The organism is Dokdonella sp. (assembly GCF_035511235.1).
In the GTDB taxonomy this organism is placed as follows: domain Bacteria; phylum Pseudomonadota; class Gammaproteobacteria; order Xanthomonadales; family Rhodanobacteraceae; genus Dokdonella.
Window position 1 is genome coordinate 60932 of record NZ_DATKFQ010000025.1, and the last position, 21575, is coordinate 82506.

Annotated in this window: 16 protein-coding genes; 5 read left to right on the forward strand and 11 right to left on the reverse strand. The window is 72.0% G+C overall.

Going from position 1 to position 21575, the window contains the following annotated elements:
- Positions 1-72: 72 nt before the first annotated feature.
- The 3 genes from VMR06_RS11140 to VMR06_RS11150 form a co-directional block, all read right to left on the reverse strand.
- Positions 73-2493 carry a winged helix-turn-helix domain-containing protein gene (locus VMR06_RS11140; RefSeq protein ID WP_325376255.1) on the reverse strand — a complete coding sequence of 807 codons (2421 nt, stop codon included), beginning with the start codon at positions 2491-2493 and terminating at the stop codon, positions 73-75.
- Positions 2494-2558: 65 nt separating this feature from the next.
- Positions 2559-2915 (reverse strand): SdpI family protein, encoded by a 357-nt coding sequence (locus VMR06_RS11145; protein WP_325376257.1) that lies wholly within the window; start codon positions 2913-2915, stop codon positions 2559-2561.
- Positions 2916-3049: 134 nt separating this feature from the next.
- Positions 3050-3202, reverse strand: coding sequence for a DUF3309 family protein (locus VMR06_RS11150; RefSeq protein ID WP_325376574.1), 153 nt, complete (start codon positions 3200-3202; stop codon positions 3050-3052).
- A 358-nt stretch (positions 3203-3560) separates the two neighbouring features.
- Here VMR06_RS11150 and VMR06_RS11155 point away from each other — a divergent pair, with 358 nt between their 5' ends.
- The 3 genes from VMR06_RS11155 to VMR06_RS11165 all read left to right on the forward strand — a co-directional run bounded on the left by VMR06_RS11155 (position 3561) and on the right by VMR06_RS11165 (position 8729).
- Complete coding sequence (locus VMR06_RS11155; RefSeq protein ID WP_325376259.1) at positions 3561-3845, forward strand: EF-hand domain-containing protein; 285 nt, start codon at positions 3561-3563, stop codon at positions 3843-3845.
- A gap of 154 nt (positions 3846-3999) precedes the next feature.
- Positions 4000-5574 (forward strand): choice-of-anchor Q domain-containing protein, encoded by a 1575-nt coding sequence (locus VMR06_RS11160; RefSeq protein WP_325376261.1) that lies wholly within the window; start codon positions 4000-4002, stop codon positions 5572-5574.
- Positions 5575-6614: 1040 nt separating this feature from the next.
- Complete coding sequence (locus tag VMR06_RS11165) at positions 6615-8729, forward strand: discoidin domain-containing protein (protein WP_325376263.1); 2115 nt, start codon at positions 6615-6617, stop codon at positions 8727-8729.
- 407 nt (positions 8730-9136) lie between these two features.
- On the opposite strand, the gene VMR06_RS11170 is transcribed toward VMR06_RS11165, so the two are convergent.
- Positions 9137-9478: a hypothetical protein gene (locus tag VMR06_RS11170; RefSeq protein WP_325376265.1), complete on the reverse strand. Its 342-nt coding sequence runs from the start codon at positions 9476-9478 to the stop codon at positions 9137-9139.
- A gap of 319 nt (positions 9479-9797) precedes the next feature.
- Between VMR06_RS11170 and VMR06_RS11175 the strand changes: the two genes are divergently transcribed.
- Complete coding sequence (locus tag VMR06_RS11175; protein WP_325376267.1) at positions 9798-10025, forward strand: hypothetical protein; 228 nt, start codon at positions 9798-9800, stop codon at positions 10023-10025.
- Positions 10026-10091: 66 nt separating this feature from the next.
- Here VMR06_RS11175 and VMR06_RS11180 read toward each other — a convergent pair whose 3' ends face one another.
- From VMR06_RS11180 to VMR06_RS11205, 6 genes are all read right to left on the reverse strand, one after another.
- The gene (locus tag VMR06_RS11180) at positions 10092-10463 is read right to left on the reverse strand and encodes a hypothetical protein (protein WP_325376270.1); all 372 of its coding nucleotides are present in this window, start codon (positions 10461-10463) and stop codon (positions 10092-10094) included.
- 81 nt (positions 10464-10544) lie between these two features.
- Entirely contained in the window at positions 10545-12605 is a 2061-nt protein-coding gene (locus VMR06_RS11185; protein WP_325376272.1) for an alpha/beta hydrolase family protein, read from the reverse strand.
- Positions 12606-12680: 75 nt separating this feature from the next.
- Positions 12681-14525 carry a hypothetical protein gene (locus VMR06_RS11190; protein ID WP_325376274.1) on the reverse strand — a complete coding sequence of 615 codons (1845 nt, stop codon included), beginning with the start codon at positions 14523-14525 and terminating at the stop codon, positions 12681-12683.
- Between the two features lie 27 nt (positions 14526-14552).
- A complete protein-coding gene (locus tag VMR06_RS11195; RefSeq protein WP_325376276.1) occupies positions 14553-15464 on the reverse strand; it encodes an ATP-binding cassette domain-containing protein in 912 nt (303 codons plus the stop codon).
- A 31-nt stretch (positions 15465-15495) separates the two neighbouring features.
- Positions 15496-15906, reverse strand: coding sequence for a GntR family transcriptional regulator (locus VMR06_RS11200; RefSeq protein WP_325376278.1), 411 nt, complete (start codon positions 15904-15906; stop codon positions 15496-15498).
- Positions 15907-16353: 447 nt separating this feature from the next.
- On the reverse strand, positions 16354-18924 hold the full coding sequence (locus VMR06_RS11205; RefSeq protein ID WP_325376280.1) for a serine/threonine-protein kinase: 2571 nt from the start codon (positions 18922-18924) through the stop codon (positions 16354-16356).
- A gap of 236 nt (positions 18925-19160) precedes the next feature.
- Between VMR06_RS11205 and VMR06_RS11210 the strand changes: the two genes are divergently transcribed.
- Positions 19161-20957 carry a hypothetical protein gene (locus VMR06_RS11210; protein ID WP_325376282.1) on the forward strand — a complete coding sequence of 599 codons (1797 nt, stop codon included), beginning with the start codon at positions 19161-19163 and terminating at the stop codon, positions 20955-20957.
- A 39-nt stretch (positions 20958-20996) separates the two neighbouring features.
- Here the strand turns inward: VMR06_RS11210 and VMR06_RS11215 are convergent, their stop codons facing one another.
- Entirely contained in the window at positions 20997-21551 is a 555-nt protein-coding gene (locus tag VMR06_RS11215; protein WP_325376284.1) for an ECF-type sigma factor, read from the reverse strand.
- Positions 21552-21575: the final 24 nt, after the last annotated feature.

Genomic DNA, 21575 nt, shown 5'->3' on the forward strand with positions numbered 1-21575 from the left:
ATGGCGCCGCTACCGTGCGCCCGGCGCGCCGGTCCGGCGTTACCGGCCCTTTCCGGGAGCCTTACCGTTTCGTTACCGCGCGCGATCCGGCGTTGCCGCGAGGCGCTCCAGGGGCCGTTCGCCGGCCAGCGCCCGCGCATGCGTCCATGCGCGCCGCGCCGCGGCGTCCTGGCCGAGCGTCTGCTGCAGCCGCGCCTGCAGCACCGCCGCCGTGAAGTCCCAGGCGGCCCAGCGCTCGACCTGCGCGATCACCGCCGCCGCGCGCGCCGGGTCGCCCTCGGCCAGCAGCCGGCCGCCGTAGGCATCGGCGACCTCGATGATCCGTGCCGGCGGACCGCTGCGGCGCGCCGCCTCCAGGGCGGTCTCGTAGCGGTCGCGCGCGCGCGCCGAATCGCCGTCGGCATCGGCCTGCTCGGCCTCGGCCAAGGCGGCCGATACCTGCACCGGCGGCCGGTCGCTGGCCGCGGCCCAGGCCGCGAGCGCCCGGGACGCGGCGGCCGCCTCGTCGGCCCGGCCGAGCCGGCGCAGCGCGCGCGTCAGCGTCAGCCACGCCCGCGCCCGTTCGGCGGCCTGGTCGGGGCTCTGCAGCTCGGTCACGGCGGCCGCGGCCGCCGCCTGCGCGGCCTCGTTCGCGCCGGCGTCCAGATCGAGCTCCGCCGCCGCCGCACCGAGGACGCGTTCCAGCGAGCGCTCTCCGGCCTCGACCGCGGCGGCCCGGGCCGCCGCGAGTGACCGGCGTGCTTCGGCGATCCGGCCGTTGGCGGCGAGCACCGCGGCCTGGGTGCCGAGCAGCTGGCTGCGCGCCAGCGGCGTGTCGATGCGCTCGGCGAGCGCGGCGGCGCGCGTGGCGACGGCGAGCGCGCGATCCGGCCGCGCCTGCGCGAGCTCGGCGCCGGCCTCGGCGACCCAGGCGCGTGCGAGATTGTCGGACTGGCCGAAGCGCTCGAACGTCGCCGCCGCGCGCCGCAGCAGCGGCAGCGCATCGGCGGGGCGGCCGTCGGCCAGATCGAGTAGGCCTTCGTTGACGTCGATCCGGGCCAGGCCGAGCGCATCGCCGGCCTGCTGCAGGACGACGCGCGCCAGCGCGAAATCGCCGCGGGCGGCGCCGGCCGCGCCGGCCTTCGCATAGGCGATGCCACGCCAGGCGTGCGCGGCCGCGCGCAGCACCGGCAGCGGCCGGTCGCCGAGCAGGGTCAGCGCCTCGTCGTAGAACGCGACCGGCGCCGGCGCGCCGGCGCGGAAGAATTCGGCGTGTCCGGCCTCGAACAGCACGCGCACGCGCAGCAGCGGATCGTCCTCGGCCGAAACCTGCGCGAGCAGGTCGGCGAGCGCCATGCGCGCCGCGTCGAGCCGGCCCTCGGCGATGTCGATGCGCGCGTGCTGCAGACGCGCTTCGGGCGCATCGCGCAAGGCGGGCGGCAGCCGCTCCCAGGCCTCGCGCGCAGCCGCCGGCGTGCCGGCCAGCAGGGCGGCCTGCACCTGGTGCCGCAGCGTTTCCAGCGACGGGACCGCACCGGGCTCGGCCGCGGCGACCCGCCCGAACGCCGCCAGCAGCCGGTCGCTGGCGAGCCGGGCCGCCGCGATCACGTCCTCGCCGTCGGCCTCTGCCGACTGTGCGGGCCCGTCGCGACCGTCCACGCTCAGGCGCACCGTCCACTGGGTACCGGCGAGCACCGCGCTGGCGCGCAGCAGGCGATCGGCACCGGTGGCACGGCCGACGATCTCGGCGGCCGCGTCGGAGCGGACGCCGATCGGCGCATCGCGCGTCAGTGCGACGATCGACTCGCTCGGCACGACGATCAGGCCCGCACCGCGCAGGCGCTGGGCGATCAGGTCCATCAGGCCCAGGCGCAGCCAAGTCCATTCGCCTTCGGCGTGGACGTCGACCGGCAGCACCGCAACCGCGCCGGACGGCTGCGCGGCGATCGCATCCGGCGGCACCGGCGCCTGCCGATGCCGCATCACGGCCCAGGCCAGCAGCGCCAGTACCGCGAGCAGCGCGACGGCGGCGGCGATCGGACCGTGACGGCCGCGCGGCTGATTCCCGGCGGCAGCGCCGGTCGGATCGGGCGCCGGCTCGGGCCGTGCAGGCGCGGGCGCGGCGATCGCAGCCGGCGGTGGCGTCGGGCCGGGCGCAGCACCTGTCGCCGCGACCGTGGCCGCATCGGACTCGCCCTCCACGACCAGCGGCGCGATCCAGCGATAGCCGAAACGCGGAACCGTCAGGATCATGCCCTGGTCGTCGCCGCTGTCGCCGATCGCGCGGCGCACCTGGAACATCGTCTTGCCCAGGTGCGTGTCGCTGACGTCGACGCGCCCCCACACCGCCGCGATCAGCTCGTCGCGGCCGACCGCGCGGTCGCGGTGCTCGATCAGCCAGACCAGGCTGTCGATGACCTTCTGCGTCGCCGCCACGCGCTCGCCGTCGCAGCGCAGTTCGCGCGCGGCAGGATGGAGGCGGTAGGGTCCGAAACGGTAGACGGGACGTGACATCGTCCGTCAAGGGTAGCGGCTCGCTCCGCCGCCGTCGCGCCGCGTGCGAACGGCCCGCGGCGCCGTCAGCGCCGGTCGCGCCGATCCATCGCGCGGGCCTTCAGCCAGTTCTGCAGGCAGGCCAGCGGTCCGAACAGCAAGGTCACCACCAGCCAGGCGTGCTCGTAGCCCTCGACGTCGACCGGTGCAACGAAGAATCCGTACAGCGAGATCGCGATCAGCGGCACGGTCCACGCGCACAGCACCCAGCCGCCGTAGGTGTTGAGTTCGTACCAGTTGCGATCGGAGCGGAAGGCTGCCGCATAGCGCACGCCGAAGCTGTGATTCATCGGCACGCGGCCACGGATCATCGGGACCGAAACGCCGATCACGAGCGCACTCAATGCGAGGCCGGTCAGCCCCAGTAATGCCGGCGAATTCATGCGTGCGTGGGCTCCCCTAAACCCTGCCGATCACCGCCCGTCGGCTGATGTTACGACGCGGCCGCCGGCACGCAAAGTCAGCAAATGCCGACGCGGCGGCCAGCCGGCGCAGAGGCCGGCCGCCGCGTCAGGCGTCAGATGCGTCCCATCAGCAGCAGGACGATCAGGATCACCACGACGAGGCCGAGGCCGCCGCTGGGCCCGTAGCCCCAGCCGCGGCTGTAGGGCCACGAAGGCAGGGCACCGATGAGCAGCACGATCAGCACGATCAGCAGAATGGTCGACAAAGCCACGGCGTTCTCTCCTGTACCTGCGAAGGCTCCCGAAGGAGCGGAACCGGTTTCCGGCGAGCGCGACATCAGCGCGACGGTCGATGTCGCCGATCGCGCACAGTTCACACGTGCATCGGAAATACCGGCTTCGACAAGTAGCGGCGCGGCGGTGAATCGGCCCTGTATCCGGCCGGGATGCGCGCTCGTCGCGCGCCGCGGTTCACCTGCCGGTGAGCCCGGAGAACGGCCGCCTATCCGCGGCCTGAACGCCCGCGTGCGAGCGGCGCGCGGTTCATCGTGCGGTCCGCGCACGCTGCCTAGGCTCCCTCGTCACCGACTCGCCGCGTGCGAGTCCAGCCCAGAGGACCCCGCGATGATGAAGTTGCCGCGTATCCGCAATCCGCTGTTCGCCGTCTCGCTCGCCGCCGTCTCGCTCGCTGCCTTCGCGCAGACGCCGCGCCCGAACTCCGGCGAGCTCGCTCCCGAATGGACCCGGACCGATACCGATCGCGACGGCTTCCTGACCAAGGAAGAGCTGGTGCCGTTCCCGAGCGTGCTCAAGCAGTTCGAAGTGATCGACACCGACCGCGACGGCAAGATCTCGCAAGCCGAATACGCCGACTGGGTCGACGCCGGCAAGCCGGCCCGCGACGACTGATCCGGATCAGCTTCCCCATCTCCATTCCCCTCCCCCCGGGAATCTTCGAAGCGACCGATACGGTCGCTTCTTTTTTTGTACGGCCCAGCCCGACCGGGCCGGTGGCACCTGGCCGCAGCAGCCTACGTGTACGGAGCAGTCCTGGGAGATCCTCATGTCCGTTCCGTTGCGCGTATCGGTACTGTGTTTCCTGCTCGCATCGATGGCCGATGCGTGCGCCGCGACGCTCGTCGTCACCCGCGGCGACGATCCGGCACCGGGCGCCTGTGCGGCCGCCGACTGCTCGCTGCGCGAAGCGCTGGACGCCGCCGTCGCGACACCCGGCGAGGACACGATCGTGCTCGGCGCCGGCCAGTACACGGTCACGCGCGGCGCGCTGGCGGTCTACGGCACGGTGCTGATCCAGGGCCAGAGCGCGGCCGCGACGCGCATCGTCGGCAGCGGCGACTTCGACCTGCTCGCGCTCACGCCGCTCGGCGCGCTGACGCTGGAGGGGATGACGCTGTCCTCGCAGCGACAGGCGGTCGTGTTCGACAGCGGATCGGTCGTGCTGCGCTTCGTCGAGGTACCGACCGGCGGCGGTGCCGTTTCCGGTGCGGCCGGCAGCGGCCCGGCCTCGGTGCGCGTCGAGCACGCCGCGCTCGGCGGCGCGCTCGCCTGCGAGTGCGGCGCCGGCTCGGTGCAGGCCAGCGACAGCGTGCTCGACAGCGTGCTGGTCTTCAACGGCAGCGCCGATCTCGTGCTCGACCGCGTCGAGCTGGCCGGACCGGCCAGCGTGCCGTACGGCATCGCGTTCACCAGCAGCGGCACCGCGACGATCCGCGACAGCACGATTCGCGATCAGGCCGTGCCGCTGGTGCTGGACGGCGCCGGCGGCGACGTGCGCATCCGCCGCACGCGCTTCATCGGCAACACCGGCCCGCTCCACGGCAGCCGCGACGGCATGGTCTGGATCGAGGACGCCGAGTTCCGCGACAACGTGGTCGGCGACGATGCGCTCGCCGATGGTCTGCCGGCGGTGCTGCTGGCGCAGGACGATACCGCCTGGCGCATCTCGCGCGCGCTGTTCACCGGCAACCGCGGCGGCGGCGGATCGGCCCCGGACCGGATCGGCTCGAGCCTGCGCGTGCTGGCCGGGGGCAACGTCACGATGAGTGACGTCACGTTCTACGACGAGACCTTCCGCAGCGGCGTGGTCAACGGCGTCGGTCACGCGATCGGCGTCGACACCGCGGGCGAGACCGCGATCCTGTGGCTGTTCAACGCGACGCTGCGGATCGGTCCGGCGGTGCCGTCCAATGCGGTCGCCTCGCTGATCGCGGTGCGCGGCGCCAACGCCAACGTGCGCGTCTTCAACGGCATCCTGCACGGCAACTGCGCATTCGCGAGCGGCGCGGCGATGTTCCAGGCCGAGGGCAACCTCGAATCGCCCGGCGACACCTGTCAGCTGCCGGCGGCCGGCAACAGCGTCTCGGTCGCACCGATGGAGCTGTTCCTCGGCCCATTGACCGACAACGGCGGCTTCACGCGGACGTTCCTGCCGACCCGCTACAGCCCCGCGGTGGACCACGGCGCGACGATCTGGTGCAACGTCGCCGGCGCGATCTTCTCGCGCGTGGACCAGCGCCGCTTCGTACGGCCGGCCGGCCAGGGCTGCGACAGCGGCGCGGCCGAGTTCGATTCGGTGTCCGACCTGATCTACGCGGACGGCAGCGACGCGACCGGTTAGTCGCGGAACCCGACGTCGGCGACCGGACGTTCGAGACGGTATCTCTCCGTCCCGACACGAGGTCGCGTGACGATCCCGCGCCGGATCCGGCGGCCGGCATCAGGACCGCGCCGAGGGATGACGACCCGGATCGCAACCAGGATCCGCCGAGCGCAGCGTACCCATCGGCGCCGCGGACCCGATCGCTGGGCGCCGCATGGCGCAGCCGGCGAGTGGCATTCCATGGCGCGCGGCCTCGCCTGCGACGACGCGCGCGCATCGAGGTGACTGCACGCTGCACGGCCCGTTCGGACGACCCGGACAGGCCGGCACGATTCAGCACGACGGGCGCATAAAACGCATGACGCCCAACCGGAGAAACCGCCATGCCGATCGAACAGCATCACAAGTGCGCGCATGCCCCGTGCCGCTGCGAAGTTCCAGCCGACACCCAGTACTGCTCCGATCACTGCCGCCAGCATGAGCACGAGGTCGGTGAGGCCTGCGGCTGCGGCCACGCGGCCTGCAGTCCGGCGCCGGCCAGCGCCTAGGCGCCGTAACGCAATTGCGGTCCCGCCTGCAGCTGGCGTCCGGCGGATGCCAGAACAGGAATACTTGCGGCCCTGCACATGCCCCAACTTCTCGGCCGGCCATCGTCCCTAGCTTCGGGCCTGCTTGCGGATGGCCGGCCCGGTGATATGCGCCGGCGCGCCATCGCCGCAAGGCACCGACTCTTGAACCTCTTCAGGTCTGCTTGCGCGGTGGTGCGCCCGATGATGCGGCGATCAGGCCACTCGATCGATGCAATTGCCGATAATTTCAGGTGCTTCCCCAGCTAGAGAAATTCGGCCAGCGACGAGCCGCCCGAGAGGTAGTGCAAGGCTCTCATGCGGACCGACCCGCCCCGCTCTCGCGTTGAATAAGTTGAATAACACGTACCGCGCGAGAGCGCACATCGTCGAGACTCGGCGACTGATCGGGCTGTCACGGTCGGCGTACGATTCGATCTGGTAAGGTCGGCTTCTCTGTGTACCACCGGCAACACTGGGGGCAAGCCAACGATGAACCACTCAGTCAAGCCGGTCTCCGCGGGACCGGCCGTTTTTTTGGGATCGAAAGTTGTCAACGCGCTCGCTTGCTTGGCGGCCGTTTTCACAGCCGGCACGGTCGAAGCATACGTGCCGCCATCACGCTCACTGGCGCCGGCGATGGGATGGAATACCTGGTACAGCGTCAATATCGATATCGATGCGCAGCTCATTGCCGACATGGCGGACGCATTGGTCACGAGCGGCCTGAGAGACCTCGGCTACACGCAGGTGGGTATCGACGCCGGCTGGTGGATGGCAAAGACCGGACCGGCCCGCGACGCCAACAACGACATCATCGTCAACCCCGGCTTCTTCACCGGGACGAGTTTCACCACGATGAAGGGCTTGGCTGACTATGTGCACAGTAAAGGCCTCACCATTGGAATCTATACCGACACGGGTTCTTACGGGTGTGTAGGGCACAACGGAAGCGGCGGTTTCGAAGTCCAAGATGCAGCCCTTTTCGCCAATTGGGGCATCGACCATCTGAAGGTCGACCACTGCGGAGGGAACATCAGCGGGCGCACCACCGAACAGTCTTACCTAGCTTGGCGCGACGCGATCAGCCTCAGCGGTCGCCCCATCACGCTGAACATTTGCAATTGGGGGGAGGAATCGCCGTGGACGTGGGGGCCCGGTCTCGGCCAGTCCTGGCGTTCGGGTCGGGACATCTGGTTCAGCTCTCCTTTCGCCTGGAACGACGTCCTGTTCAACTTCGACTCCAACTACCATCCTGGCTCTTCGGGACCCGGTGCTTTCAACGATCCGGACTTCCTGATCATCGGCCCGCAGTTTGGCAGCGGTTTGTCCGCTACCGAGGAACAGTCTTACTTCGGCATGTGGGCCATTTCTGCCGCACCGCTGATCCTGGCAGCCGATATCCGCGGCATATCCCCGGCAACGAAGGCGATCGTCGGCAACCCGGAAGTCATTGCGGTCAACCAGGATACCGCCTACATGCAAGGCGTCTTGGTGGCGAAGCTCGGTGACTTGGAAGTCTATGCCAAGCCGCTAGCCGAGGCCGGTGAACGCGCCGTCCTGCTACTCAATCGCGGCGCCACAGCCGCTACAATCACAGCAAACTGGTCCGACATCGGCGTAGCCGCTGGACCGGCGACCGTTCGCGATCTGTATGCCCACGCAGATCTGGGGACCTTCGTCAACAGCTACACCTCACCGTCGATTCCGTCGCATGGCAGCATGATGATCAAGTTGACCGGCACCGGCTCGTCCCGCCTTTATGCCGCCACATCGGTCATCGCCGCCGGTTTCGAGGCGTCAAGGGCGATGGACGGCAACCCCGCGACGATCTGGCACTCATCCTGGGACGACCGGCACTACTTTCCACAGTATCTGCTCATGGATCTCGGTGCGAACAGCATCGTCAACCAAGTCAGATATCTGCCTCGTCAAGATCAACTATCGGATCCGATCGGAGGAAAGAACGGCGTCGTTACCGACTATCGGATAGAAACACGAACAGCGAGCGGCGACTGGGTAGGTGTTGCAAGCGGCTCGTGGCCAATCGACACGACCGAGAAATATGCATTCTTTCCGGCTCGCCAAGCTCGGTTCGTTAGGCTCGTCGCGCTTTCAGGATTCAACGGATTCGCCTCGGCCGCCGAACTTTCGGCCGACCACCTCGGTCCCTCGACCGGCAGCTTGGCACTCCCTGTCTCTGCTTCCGCAAGCTCGGTGTATATGGCGGGCTTTGAGGCACCGAGGGCAATCGATGGGAATCTAGCAACCATGTGGCACTCATCGGTATCGGAGCAATGGATGTATCCACAATATGTCACCCTGGACCTTGGATCGGTCAAGACAGTGAGATCGTTAACCTATGTTCCTCGGCAGGATCAGATAACCGACTTGGCCGGCAGGAATGGCGTGATCAAGTCCTACATTCTCCGTCTGAGCAAGGACGGATTGACCTACACGACCGCGGCGTCCGGCAACTGGCCGGTCGACATGGCCCATAAGACGATCATCATCACCGAGACGCCGGCTCGTTATGTCCGACTGGAAGCATCGGATGGCTACAACGGTTTCGTCAGCGCAGCGGAAGTCCGAATAGGAATCCAGTAGGCGCGCCATTCGCACCGTGGTATCGAAACCGATTCGATCCAAGCCTGCATTAGGCTCGATGTCACCCTGCTCACGATGTGCCGGCATCGTACCTCGTTCCCAGGCGCTAGCGCCCTCGCGGCCGTCGGCCGCGCGTCGATGTTCGAATCGACGACCTCAAGCGTCGCGTTTCACCCCCGCTGCGTCCACCCGCTTGGTCAGCAGCTGCCCAGTTCGATACGCTGTCCACCGTGACCGGCGCACTGCGCGCCAACGCCCGTTCAACGATGTGGTCGATCAGGCTCAGTGTTCGAATACACGGATCGGATCCATGCGGAAAGACTGCGCATGAGCCGGTCGCGGGCGGCGTCGCCGGCCGACCTGCGCGCAGCCCCTTGCAGGTCGGCGCAGCGCGCGACGCGTCCGGATCACGTCGACGACAGGCGGGCGCCCTCGTCCGGCTGCTGCAGCTCGGATGGCGGTATGTTGAGCCATTCGCCGCCGGACACGATGCGGAAGTCGGGCAGTCCGCCTTCCTCGGACAGGCGCTTGAGCGACCATAGGATCGCCCATGCAGTCCGTGCGGCGCGATGCTCGCTGCCGCCGCTGTCCACGTGCAGCTCGTACCACACGAAGCCCTTGGGCGAGTTGGCGGCGACCTCCCACCGGTAATTGAGGCTCTCTTCGCGGATCAGGTCGTCGAGGCCTTTGACTTGGTCGCAGACTTCGACGACGGCCATACATCGCCACAACGCAGGGGTCGGGATCATCATCGCCTTCTTCCGATTGACCCGAAAGATCACGTTCGGGGGAAATAGTCGCTGCCGCGTACGAGTAGTAGCCGGTGAACCAGGCCCCGAAGCGGGCAACCGTCCTGATCGTGGGGGAGGGTTGCTCGTAACGCGCGAGACAGGCGAGAAGCTGCGGCCAGCATGCGCCCGGGGCCGTAAATTTCCGTTACCGGAACGCCCGCAATACGTGACCGCGCTCACGTTGTGCGACATCCGTCACGCAAGGCCTTGCGGCAGTCATGCGCGAGCAGGGGGCGATGCGCGATCTTCGCCCCTCGGGCAACGGCGGAGCAGGACGATGACGGAGTCGGATGCCGAGAGCCGCTGCGGACGCAATGGCTGCGGCTGTCTGGTCGACGGCGGTCAGACCTACTGCAGTCCGCATTGCGCGAATGCGGCGGCGAACAGTCCGCTTGCGGCGGTCGACGACCGCTGCGGCTGCGGCCACGGCGGCTGCGATCATCTGCATGCGACGACGGCCGATCTCGCCGCGGTCCTTTCGGACGCCGACGAGCGCGAGCCCTGAGCGGATGGTGGCGTATGGACGGTATGGCGCGTGTACGCCCAGGCCCACGCGGCGCGATGCCCGCTTCTAATCCGCCTCGACGGCCGCCGCGATCGCCGCGTAGGCGGCCTCGCACGAGGCATGCAGGCCGCGCCCGTCGCTGAAGGCCAGCGAGAAGGCATTGGGCCGCGTCTGCCTGACGACGATGTAGCCGCTCTGGCGCACCGGCTCGAAATCCGGAACCGATCGCGACAGGTCGAGCATGCCCAGATACGCCAGCGCGCGCCGATCGGCGGCCTTGTCGCCGGAGCCGACCTCGACGCGCCGCTTCGCGAACTTGCCGTCGGCGCGCAAGGTCGCCGCCACGCAGGTCATCGGGGGCTCGGCGGCAGCCGTATCGGCCGGTGCGCCGGCCGGCATGGCCGCGAGCGCGGCCGTCAGCATCCAGGTCATCGGCATCGGCTGTCCTCCGTGGCGGATCGGCGAGCAGTCTAGCGTCCGCTGCCGCCGACGCCCATCACGCTTCGCTTACCGTCCGGGCTACGGCGCACCACCCATGCCGATCCGCGCGCTGCGCGCGAGATAGCGCGCGACCTCGGCATCGGGCGGCGCCGGCGCGGGGCCGTCCAGATGCCGGTGCAGCATCTCCTCGACGAGGTACAGCCAGGCCTCGCGCGCGACCGGGTCCTCGAGCGCGTGGCCGGCGTCGGGATCGACGTAGAGCGCCACGTCCTTGCCGAGCTGCTTCAGCCGCGCGGCGTATTCGACGACGCCGCGCAGCGCGACGCGGCGGTCCTCGCCGCCGGCGAACAGCAGCACCGGCCGGGTCAGGCGCGCGGCGTTCGCCAGCGGCGACTGATCGGACAGACGCTGCAGCAGCGCCTCGTCGGCAAGATCCAGATCGACCTGCCGCAGCCACGCCTCGAAGCCGATGAAATGCGCCAACGCGTGCACCTCGCGGCTGCGCGCGGTCCAGCGCAGCGTCCAGCCGAAGTCCGGCGGCGGCACGCCGGCGATCGCGACGCGGAACAGGTCCGGCGCGCCGGTCACGCCGAGCAGGGCCGTATAGCCGCCGAACGAGGCGCCGACGATGCCGACGCGGGCCGGATCGCCGATGCCGCGCGCGAGCAGCGCACGCGTGCCTTCGACGACGTCCTGCTGGACGCGGCCATCGCCGAAGTCGCCGCGCGCGGCGAGCAGATAGCCGCGCCCGTAGCCGGTCGAACCGCGGAAGTTCGGTTCGAACACCGCGTAGCCGCGATCGGCGAGGAACTGGACGAAGCCGCTGTAGTCGGGCCGGCTGCGGCTCCACGGCCCGCCGTGCGGATGCACCAGCAGCGGCGCGCGCGCCGCATCGATACCGGCCGGCAGCGTCAGGAAGCCGTGCAGGCGCAGGCCGTCCGAGGCGATCCAGTCGATCGGGATCTTCGCCGCCAGCGTGTCTTCGGCCGGCCACTGCGCGGCTGCGGCGCCGCCTCCGCCACGCGCCGGACGCGGCGCCTCGTCGAGGATGCGACGCAGCGCACCGCTGGCCGGGTCGTACAGATGCCAGCGCGTGTCGGGCAGCGTGCTGGCGCGTTCGCCGACCAGCCAGAGCGCCGATCCGATCGTGACGGCAAGCTCGCGCTGCGGCAGCCGGTCGTGCAGCGCCGCGAGCGGCGCCTCGACGGCGCTTGCGACCGCGTAGTCGGCCGGCGCCGCGCTGCGGTAGCTCGCGATCAGCGGACGGCCGTCGTCCGGATCGAGGCTGAGCGCGTCGAGGTCGGCCTCGCCGAGCGGATCCTCGTGGATCAGCCGGCGCGTGCCGTCGGGCGACAGCGCGATCAGGCCGACCCGGTCGATACCGGGGTCGCCGCGGATCCACAGCGTGCCGTCGGCGCCGACGCGCGGCAGCAGCGTGCAGCGCTGCAGAGGTTCGCAGCGCATGACCTCGCGCCAGGCGCGGCCCTCGGCGTGCAGGATCGCCAGACGCTCGCCCTCGACGCGCTGCAGATAGGCCAGCGTGCCGTCGGCCGCGAACGCGGCATCGGTCACCTGCTGCGCGTCTTCGTGCAGCACCGTGCGCCTGCCCTGCCCGTCCACGCGCAGCAGGCGCCATCCGCGCGGCGCGGCGGCGGCCGCCGGACTGCGCTCGACCACCAGGACGGCCGCGGGATGGACCGGATCGACCGCAAGCAGGCTGCGCTCGTCGGAGCCACCGAGCGGCGTCATCAAGCGGCCGGCGCCATCGGTCGACAGCACGAACAGCGTGCGCTCGGCGACCAGCAGCAGATGGCCGTCGCGCGTCCACAGCAGGCGGTCGGCGTCGGTCGCCGGCAGCAAGCGCGTCGGCGCGGCCGCGTCGGCCGGCAGCAGCCAGACGCTGCGCGTGCGGCCGTCGTCGAGCAGCCAGGCGACGTGACGACCGTTCGGCGCGAGCGTGACGCTGCGCAGCCGCGAGCGCAGCAGGAAATCGCTACGCGGCCGGGGCGCCGCCTGCACGCGCGGCCGTGCCGCCGCGGCGCGCAGCGCGGCGTCGGCCGTTTCGGCCGTGACTGCGACGGCGGACGGCGCAGCGACCAGCGCCAGGACGCCGGCCAGGATCAGACTGACACGATGCATGAGACCTCCGAGGACGAGGGGCGGGCGCGAACGCATCGGCACACGGCGTGCATCGATGCGCCGGCAGCGCTGCGATCAGGCCGGCGCAGCACGCGGCGCCACTGCCGGATCGGACCGCTCGCGCGGCCGGTACAGCAGCCAGAGCGCGGCCAGCGCCGGCACGCCGATCAGCGCGCAGGCGAGCAGCCAGCCGGCGCGGGCCGCCGGCGAGGAGAGGCGATCGCGCATCAGCACCCAGCCGGCGAGCGCGGACAGCACGGCGAGCGCGCCGGCCAGCGCGACGATCGCGCGCGGCACCGGCGCGGCCTCGGTGGCCTGGAGCGGATCCGGCACGGTCAGGCCCTCGGTCGCCGCCGTACGCAGCGCATGGAGCGCCGGCGAGATCCACCAGCTGCGGTAGCGATACAGCGCCGGGAAATCCGGCGCGATCGTGCGACGCGCGACCGTGCGGGCGCTGCCGTCGTCGTCGACAGCCAGCACGACCTGATACGGCAACGCGCCGCGCGGACGGCTCTGCTGCGCCGTGAACGCGAACGAGATGAGATAGCCGTCGACGCGCTCGACCACGTCGATCGCGCCGAGGTCGCCATAGGCGCCCGGCAGCGCGATGCGCAGACGCGGCGTCAGCACGATCGTGGCGTCGGCAGCGTCGCGGCCGTCGTAGACGTACAGATGGCGCGCGCCGAGCGCGGCGACCGCCTCGCCGAGCGGCTGCACGCCGGCCAGCGGCTCGCCCGCATCCAGGCGCAGCCGCGGCGACACCCGGCCGGTCTCGCTGCCGTACTGATACAGCGTGTCGCCGGCGATCAGCAGGGCGTCGCCGCGCGGCAGCCCCGGCAGCGCACCGGCCGGCAGGGCCGGCGCCGCGAAGGCGGCGTGGTCGGCGCCGATGCCGAGCTCGCCGACGCGGCCGCCGTCGGTCAGCCGATAGCCTTCCAGGCGCATGCGGTCATGGCTGAATACCCAGCGCACGCGGCGCTCGGCATCATCGAATTCCATCGGCGCGCGATTGGTCAGCGCCTGCCGCGGCAGCACGCGGTCGATCCGGGCGCCGACCGAGAGCACGTCGGCGAGCGCGACCTGCTCGCGCCAGAGCGCCGCCTGCGCGTCGTCGCTGGCGGCGAGGCCGGCCAGCATCCGCTGGCGGCCGTCCATGCGGTCGGTCTCGATCGCGCCGCCGGCCGGCGCCGTCGACGCATTGAGCGGATGCGAGCCCTGCACGATCCACAGCATCTCGACCGCGAAGCACAGCACCAGGAACGCCACGTAGACGCCGAACTGCAGCGGCAACGCGAGGGCGGCGACCGCCAGCGGCCGGCGCGGCGGCGCCTCCAGATCAGGCTTGAACGCGATCAGCACCATCGCCGCCAGCCAGGCGACGATCAGGCCCTGCATCGCGATCGCCGCCGCACCGCTGGCCTGGCCGACCACCCAGATCAGCGGCAGCACGAGCGCGGCCAGCGCGGCGCGGCGCAGGCCCAGCATCGCGTACGAGCCGGCCAGATACAGCCCGAACGCGATCAGCGACGCCGACACCGGCAGCAGCCAGTGGCGGAGGTCGACCACGCGCGCGGTCAGCAGCGCCTGGCCGAACGCGGTCAGCAGCGTCGGCAGACCGATGCCGGCCAGCACCAGCACCGCGCCGGCACCATGCAGGGCCAGGGCGATCCGCCACGGCGCCAGCGGCCGGTGCAGCAGCTGCAGCCAGGTTGCCGGCCGCCGGTAGGTCGCCATCTGGTAGAGGCCCAGCAGCAGGCCGCTGAGCGCATAGACACCGCCGAACGCGCGATAGACGATCAGCGGCTGCTGCGCCAGATCGACCAGGCGCGCCAGGAACGTCAGCACACCCAGATGCGCCAGCGCATACGCGGCGGTCCACCAGCGCAGGCGCACCAGCTCGGCCTTGAACAGATCCCACATGATGACTGTCTCCGTTGCGCGGGCCGCTCAGGCGGCGGCCGGCGCGGCATGGTTCTTGGCGAGGAAGCCGTTGACCGCGCGGTCGAGGCTGACCGGCATGCACTGCACCGAACGTGCGCCGCAGCCACGCAGGAAATCGGCGAAGCGCTCGTCCTGATCGAGCACCAGGTAGTGGTGCAGGCCGTCCAGACGCTGCAGCTGCAGCAAGCCGGGCACGCTGTTCGGCTGCGGCCCCTTGAACGGCACGTCGGCGACCCAGTGGCTGACGCGCGCGCAGAAGTCCTCCGGCGCCGACATGTGGGCGAGGCGGCCGCGCTCGAGGATCACGAGGTTGTCGGCGACGCGCTCGATCTCCTCCATCTGGTGCGAGCAGTAGATCACCGTGCAGCGCGCGGCGGCGCTCGAATACATCAGCGACTCGAGGAACGCGCGCTTGGCGACCACGTCGAGGCCGAGCGTCGGCTCGTCGAGCACCAGCAGCTCCGGCGATTGTGCCAGGGCCAGCGCCAGATTGAGGCCGGCGCGCTCGCCGCGCGAGAGCTGGCCGATCTTCTGTTCGGGCAGCACGTGATAGTGACCGATCACCTCGGCGAACGCGCCCTCGTTCCAGCGCGCGTAGAGCCGGCGCTGCATGCGCACGACCGCCTCGACGCGCACCCATCCGGGCAGCGTGTGTTCTTCGTTGACGAAGCCGACGCGGCCGCGGTCGGCCGGCGTCAGGCACCGGCTGTCGCGGCCGAGGATGCGCGCGCTGCCGGCGGTCGGCGGCGTGAAGCCGAGCAGCACGCGGAACAGCGTCGACTTGCCGGCGCCGTTGGCGCCGACGATGGCGTGGATGCGCCCGCGCGGGATCGCCAGATCCAGGCCGTCCAGCGCCCACTTGCGTCCGTAGCGCTTGCTGAGCGCGACGGTCTCGATCACGTATTCGGATTCGGCCATGCCGATCGCTCCGTCTGAAAAAGGGGGTGGATCAGGCGCGCTTGCGCGGCACCAGCGCGCCGAGCGCACGCAGCAGGCGCGCCTGGATCGTCTCGGCGGGGTAGTCGAGCGGAACGACCTCGTGCACGAAGCGGTCGACCGCCTCGTCCAGGCGCCGCGCGCGCTCGGCGTCGCTGAGGCGCTGGCGCGGCGGCGCGACGTACAGGCCCAGTCCCTGGCGCGCCTCGAGCCAGCCCTCGGCGGTCAGCTCGGCATAGGCCTTGGCGACCGTGTTCGGGTTGATGGTCAGCTGCTGGGCCAGGCCGCGCACGCTCGGCAGCTGGTCGCCGGGTTCGAGCTCGCCGGTCGCGATCTTCATGCGCACCGCCTCGACGATCTGGCGGCCGATCGGACGCGGATCGCCGGTGGCGATCTGGATCATCAATGCGCGGGTCCGGGCCATCGTGTCGCCTCGTTCGATCAACTGTACTAGTTGACATGGTACAGATGGTACGGCAGATGTCAACGGCACGCGGACAGACGATGCGTCATGCCAAGACGCGCGCGGCCGGGCTGCGCTTCCGTCCGCTCGAGGACGCGGCCGGCCACGGGCTGGACCATCGCGCGCGATGCGGCGGTGCGTTCGACTTCGCCGCGGCCGGCGTCGGCCCCAGCGCCGGCAGGAGGCCGCGCTGCCGGCCGGCCGAGCGCTGCCGCAGCGGCGCGATGCCCGCTGCTGCCGCTCGCCGGCACGCACCAGGCGAAGCGATTGCCGCGAAAGCCTGACCACCGAAACGGACGTCATCCGGCCGCGGATGCGGACCCGCGAACCGGGTGCGGTCCTGCTGCGGGCCCGACGATCGCGCCATCGTTCCAGCAGGACGCGCCGGCAGGCGGGCCCGCGATGCGGTCAGGGCGCCGCGGTAGCGTCCATCGGCTCCGCGAGCGCCGCGCGCAGCGCCGCGGCGCGCGCGCGCTGCCGCGCGTCGGTGCGCGCATCGGGACCGTCGACGCGGTCGAGCCAGGCGGCCGCGGCGGCGCGATCGCCGTTGCGCCGATACCAGTCGGCCAGCGCGAGCGCCGTATACGGCGCCTGCAGCAGGCCCGGATCGTCCTTGGCGGCCCAGCCGGCAGCGGCGGCGTCGAGCAAGGCGCGCGCCTCGGCGCCGGCCTCGCCGCGGTCGATCAGATTCTGCGCGAGCGCGGTCTTGGCCTGCAGCACGCGCGGATCGTCGGCCTCGTAGTGCGCCGCGATCGCGTCGTGCGCCTCGCGCAGCGATGCGCGTGCCGCCTCGTGGCGGCCGACGCGCGCCTCGTGCTCGCCGATCGCCAGCAGCACCGCGGCGTACTCGCCGCTGTCGCGGCCGTTGAGGCGCGCCTGCGCCTCGCGCGCCGCATCCAGGCGCTGCCATGCCTCGGCATGGCGGCCGGCATCGTCGAGGATCGGCGCGAGGCGCAGCCGGTACAGAGACGCGAACAGGCCCTGTCCGCCTTCGAGCCGCTCGGCCATCGCCAGGCCCGCCTCGGCGACCGCGATCGCGCGCGCAGGTTCGCCGGCCTGGCCGAGCACCTGCGCGTAGCGGCTCATCCGCTGCGTGCGTGACAGCGAATCGCCCGGCGGCAGCTCGGCGATGCCGGCCTCGCAGTCGGCCAGCGCGGCCGCCGCTTCGCCGCGCGCGGCGCGGATGAAGCACAGATTGTGGAACGCCGCACCGATCCGGTTGTCGCCGCCGCGCGGCAGGGCCTGGTTCATCGCCAGCGCGGTCTGCGCGGCCTGCTCGGCGGCCGCCAGCTGACCGCTGCGGTTGAGCGCCAGCGACAGCACCATCCAGGCATTGGCGATCGCCTGCGAGCCGGGCGGCGTCAGCCGCTCGGCCAGCGCCAGCGAGTCGCGCGCCGCACGCTCGGCCTCGCGCGCCGGGAACTCGCCGTTGGCCATGATGTTGGCGAGCGCCGACAGCGCGCGCGCGGCCGCCAGCGGCTGATCGACCGCGGGGTCGAGGTTGAGGTCGGCCGCCTCGCGCATCAGCGCGGCGGCGGTGGCATTGGCGTTCATGTGGCGATAGGCGTTGCCGACCGCCTCGAGCAGGCGCGCGCGGATGCGCGGCTGGTCGGCCAGCTCGGTCGCGATGCGCGCGGTGCCGGCGTCGAGCACGTCGCGCGCGCTCAGGTCGGCGCGCAGGCCGACGTGGAGATTGGAATCGGCCGCGGCGAACACCGAGACCAGGAATTCGGCGACGCGATCGGAGATCTGCGCCTGCAGGCGCGCCTCGCGTTCGGCCTGCAGCGTGCGCGCGGTGAAGCCGATCGCCGCGGCGGCCGCGATCGCCGCAGCCGCGATCGCCCAGCGGTTGCGCGCCAGATAGCGTTGCGCGCGATAGCCCCATTGGCCGCGCCGCGCGAGCACCGGCCGCGCGGCCAGATGGCGGCGCAGGTCCTCGGCCAGTTCGGCGACCGAGGCGTAGCGCTGCGCCGGCTCGCGCCGCATCGCCTTGAGCACGATCGCCTCCAGATCGGCCGGCAGCCGCGGCCGCGCGCCCGGCGCGCGCGACGGCGGCGGAAACGTGCCGGCGACGATCGCGTTGGCGCGCGAGAGCTCGGTGTCCAGATGATCGAACGGCCGCACGCCGGCGATCAGCTCGTACAGCACGACGCCGAGCGAGTAGACGTCGGTCGCGGTGCCGAGCGGCTGGCCCTGGATCTGCTCGGGACTCGCGTAGGCCGGCGTCATCGCGCGCTGCGCGGTCGTCGCCGGCGCGACGGCCGCATCGCGGTCGAGCAGGCGCGCGATGCCGAAATCGAGCAGCTTCGGCACGCCGTCGGCACCGACCAGCACGTTGGCCGGCTTCAGGTCGCGATGGATCACCAGCTGCGCGTGGGCGTACTCGACCGCGCCGCAGATCCGCACGAACAGCTCGACGCGTTCGCGCATCGAGCGCTCGCGCGCGCCGCTCCAGCGGTCCAGCGGCTGGCCGTCGACGGCTTCCATCGCCAGGAACGGATGACCGTCGGCGTCGACGCCGGCATCGATCAGATGGGCGATGTTCGGGTGCTGCAGCGCGGCCAGAATGCGCCCCTCGGCGAGAAAGCGCGCCAGCTCGCCACTGCTCGGTGCGTCCACGGTCCGCAGGCGCTTGAGCGCGACGCGCTGCGGCGGACCGCCGTCGTCGCGCTCGGCCAGCCAGACCTGGCCCATGCCGCCGCTGCCGAGCCGCTCGATCAGCCGGTAGCGGCGCGGCGCGGCCGATTCGATGCGCGCCTGCGCGAACAGCGCACGCGCCGGATCATCGAGACCGGCCAGCGCCTCGCCGGCGTCCTCGTCCTCGGCCGCCGCGATCAGCCAGTCGACCTCGCGCCGCAGCGCCGCGTCGGCGCCGCAGGCTGCGGCCAGACGACCGGCGCGCTCGGCCGGCGGCCGGTCGAGCAGATCGTGGGCGATCGCCTGCGCGCGCCGGTAGCGCTCGGCAGCAGCCTCGCTCATCGCGACGGCCCCGGCCTGCGGCGACGGCGCGACGGCGACGGCCGCGCACGCGCGGCGAACGGCTGGCAACACGAATCGGAGCGCACGCGGCGAGCATAGCAGCGGTCCGGCAGCAGCCGCCTGCATGCCGCGTCCACGCAGGGCGCGGCGGCGAACGGCGCGTCGATGATCCGCGCCGCGGCGACTCGCCGCGTAAGAGACACACGCCGCTGGACGGCACGATCGACGAGGTGGACATGAGCGCACGGCATTCCGATCGACGCGCAGCCGCCGTGACCGGCGCGCTGCTGCTGATGCTGGCGGCGGCCGCGCCGGCGCCGGCCCATGCCTGCGCGGCCGGCAGCGTCTGCGGCGCCGATGGCGGCGACGGCGGGGTGCCGTCGACCGACCGCCATACGGGCGGTGAAGGCGGACTCGCCGGCAGCGCCACGCGCCCCAACGGCGGCGGTGCCGGCGGCAGCGCAGGCAACGTGCCGAACACGCCCGGCCAGCCCGGCACGGCCGGCGGCAATCCAAGCGCGACGGTCGTCAGTGCCGGCGGCGGCGGCGGCGTCAATACCAGCACGACCACGGTACCCGGCACGCTGGCGCGCGGCGGCGCCGGCGGCGTCAATGCGCCATCGCCCGGCGAGCACGCCGGACGTGGCGGGGCCGGGCCGGACATCGGCAACTCCGGCCTGTGGAGCGGCGCCGGCGGCGGCGGCGGCGCTGGCGGCGGCGGCTACAACGACGGCATCGGCGGAGGTGGGGGCGGCGGCGGCAGCGGCGGGGGCGGCGGACTCGACGCCGGCGGCGGCGGCGGCGGTGGCGGGGGCGGCGGCGCGCCGGGCCGGGTGATCGACGTCGACACCGTGCTGGACACGCCGGTCGCCGGCGGTCGCGGCGGCGACGGCGGCGCGACCGGTCCGTACATCACCGGCGGCGGGGGTGGCGGCGGGGGCGGTGCAGGCGTCGTCGCGTACGGCGGCGCCACGCTGATCCACACCAGCACGCTCAGCGGCGGCGCCGGTGGCCAGCCGGGCCTCGATACCTCGATCTATCGCCTCTCCGACGGCGGCGGCGGTGGCGGCGGTGCCGGCGTGGTCCTCGCCGGCGCGACGCTGATCAACCGCGGCGAGATCGCCGGCGGCGACGGTAGCGGCGGCCGGCGGCCCGAGCAGGCCGGTGCCGGCGGTGCCGGCGTGGTCGCGATCGGCGACGCCACGGTCGTCACCTCCGGCCGCATCGCGCCGGGCGTGCAGGCGCCGTCCAGCGGCACGCCGCGCGTCTCGGCGGCGGTCGAGTTCTTCGGCGGCGGCAACCGGCTGGTGATCGAAGCGGACGCGCGCTTCGATGGAGACGTGATCGCGGTCGCCGGCTCGACGCCGGACGTGCTGGCACTCGGCGGCGACGGCGGTGCCACCTTCGATGTCGGCCTGCTGAGCGCGCTCGATCCGCGCAGCACGGCACCGTTCCGCGGCTTCGGTGCGTTCGCCAAGCAGGGGACGGGCCGCTGGACGCTGACCGGTTCGGCGCTCGGCGCTGCCTGGGGCGTGGCGCAGCACTGGACCGTCGAGGACGGCGTGCTGGTCGCCAATGCGCTGCCGGCCGTCAGCGGCCCGGGGGCGACCGGATCGGTCGCGGTACGCGCCGGCGCGGCGCTGGCCGGTACCGGCGCGGTCGGCACGGTCGCGGTCGACGCCGGCGGCACGCTGGCCCCGGGCGACGACGCGGACCCGCTCGGCACGCTGGCCGTCCGCGGCGACGTCGCATTGCCGCCGGCCGCGGTGCTGGCGATCGGCAGCGACGGCGGCGGCGCCTGCGCGGCCGTCGCCGTATCCGGCACGCTCGCGCTCGGCGGCACGCTCGAGGTGCGGTTCGACGGCAAGCCGATGCTCGGCGCCACCTGCACGATCGCGACGGCCGCGAGCGTCAGCGGACGCTTCGCGAAGGTGATCGCGGCGCCGTCGATCGGCATCGTCGGCTACCACGCGCAGCGCGTCAGCTTCACGGTGATCGGCGACGACCGCTTGTTCGCCGACGACTTCGAGTGAGCGCCCTGCCCGCGCGGCAGTGCGCGGCGAACCCCGCGCTCAGCCCAGTTCGCGCTGCAGCCAGGCGCGCGCCATGCGCCAGTCGCGCACGACCGTGGGCCGCGCGACCGCCAGAACCGCGGCGATCTCGTCGAGTTCGAGCCCGGCGAAGAACTTGAGGTCGACCACGCGCGCCTGGCGCGGACTCAGCGTGGCCAGCCGCTCCAGCGCCGCATCGAGGCCGATCAGATCGGCCTCGGCCGCCGGCAGGTCGATCTCGTCGATCTGCAGACGCTGCTCGGACGGCGGCCGCTTGCCGGCCTGGCGCATCCGCGCATAGTCGACCAGCACGCGCCGCATCGCCTGCGCCGCCAGCGCGGCCAGCTGCGCGCGGTTGCCCGGATCGACGTTGCGCTGGCCGAGCAGACGCAGGCAGGCCTCGTTGACCAGGGCCGTGGTCTGCAGCGTATGGTCGGCGCGCTCGCCGCGCAGCGCGCGCGCGGCCAGCGTCTTGAGCTCGGCGTAGATCAGCGGCGTGATGCGCTCGGCCGTGCCGGCATCGCCGCTGCGGGCGAGCAGATCGCCAATGCTGTCTTCCGAGAGGGGCTGGGACATCGATCGATCGAACGCGCGTACCGG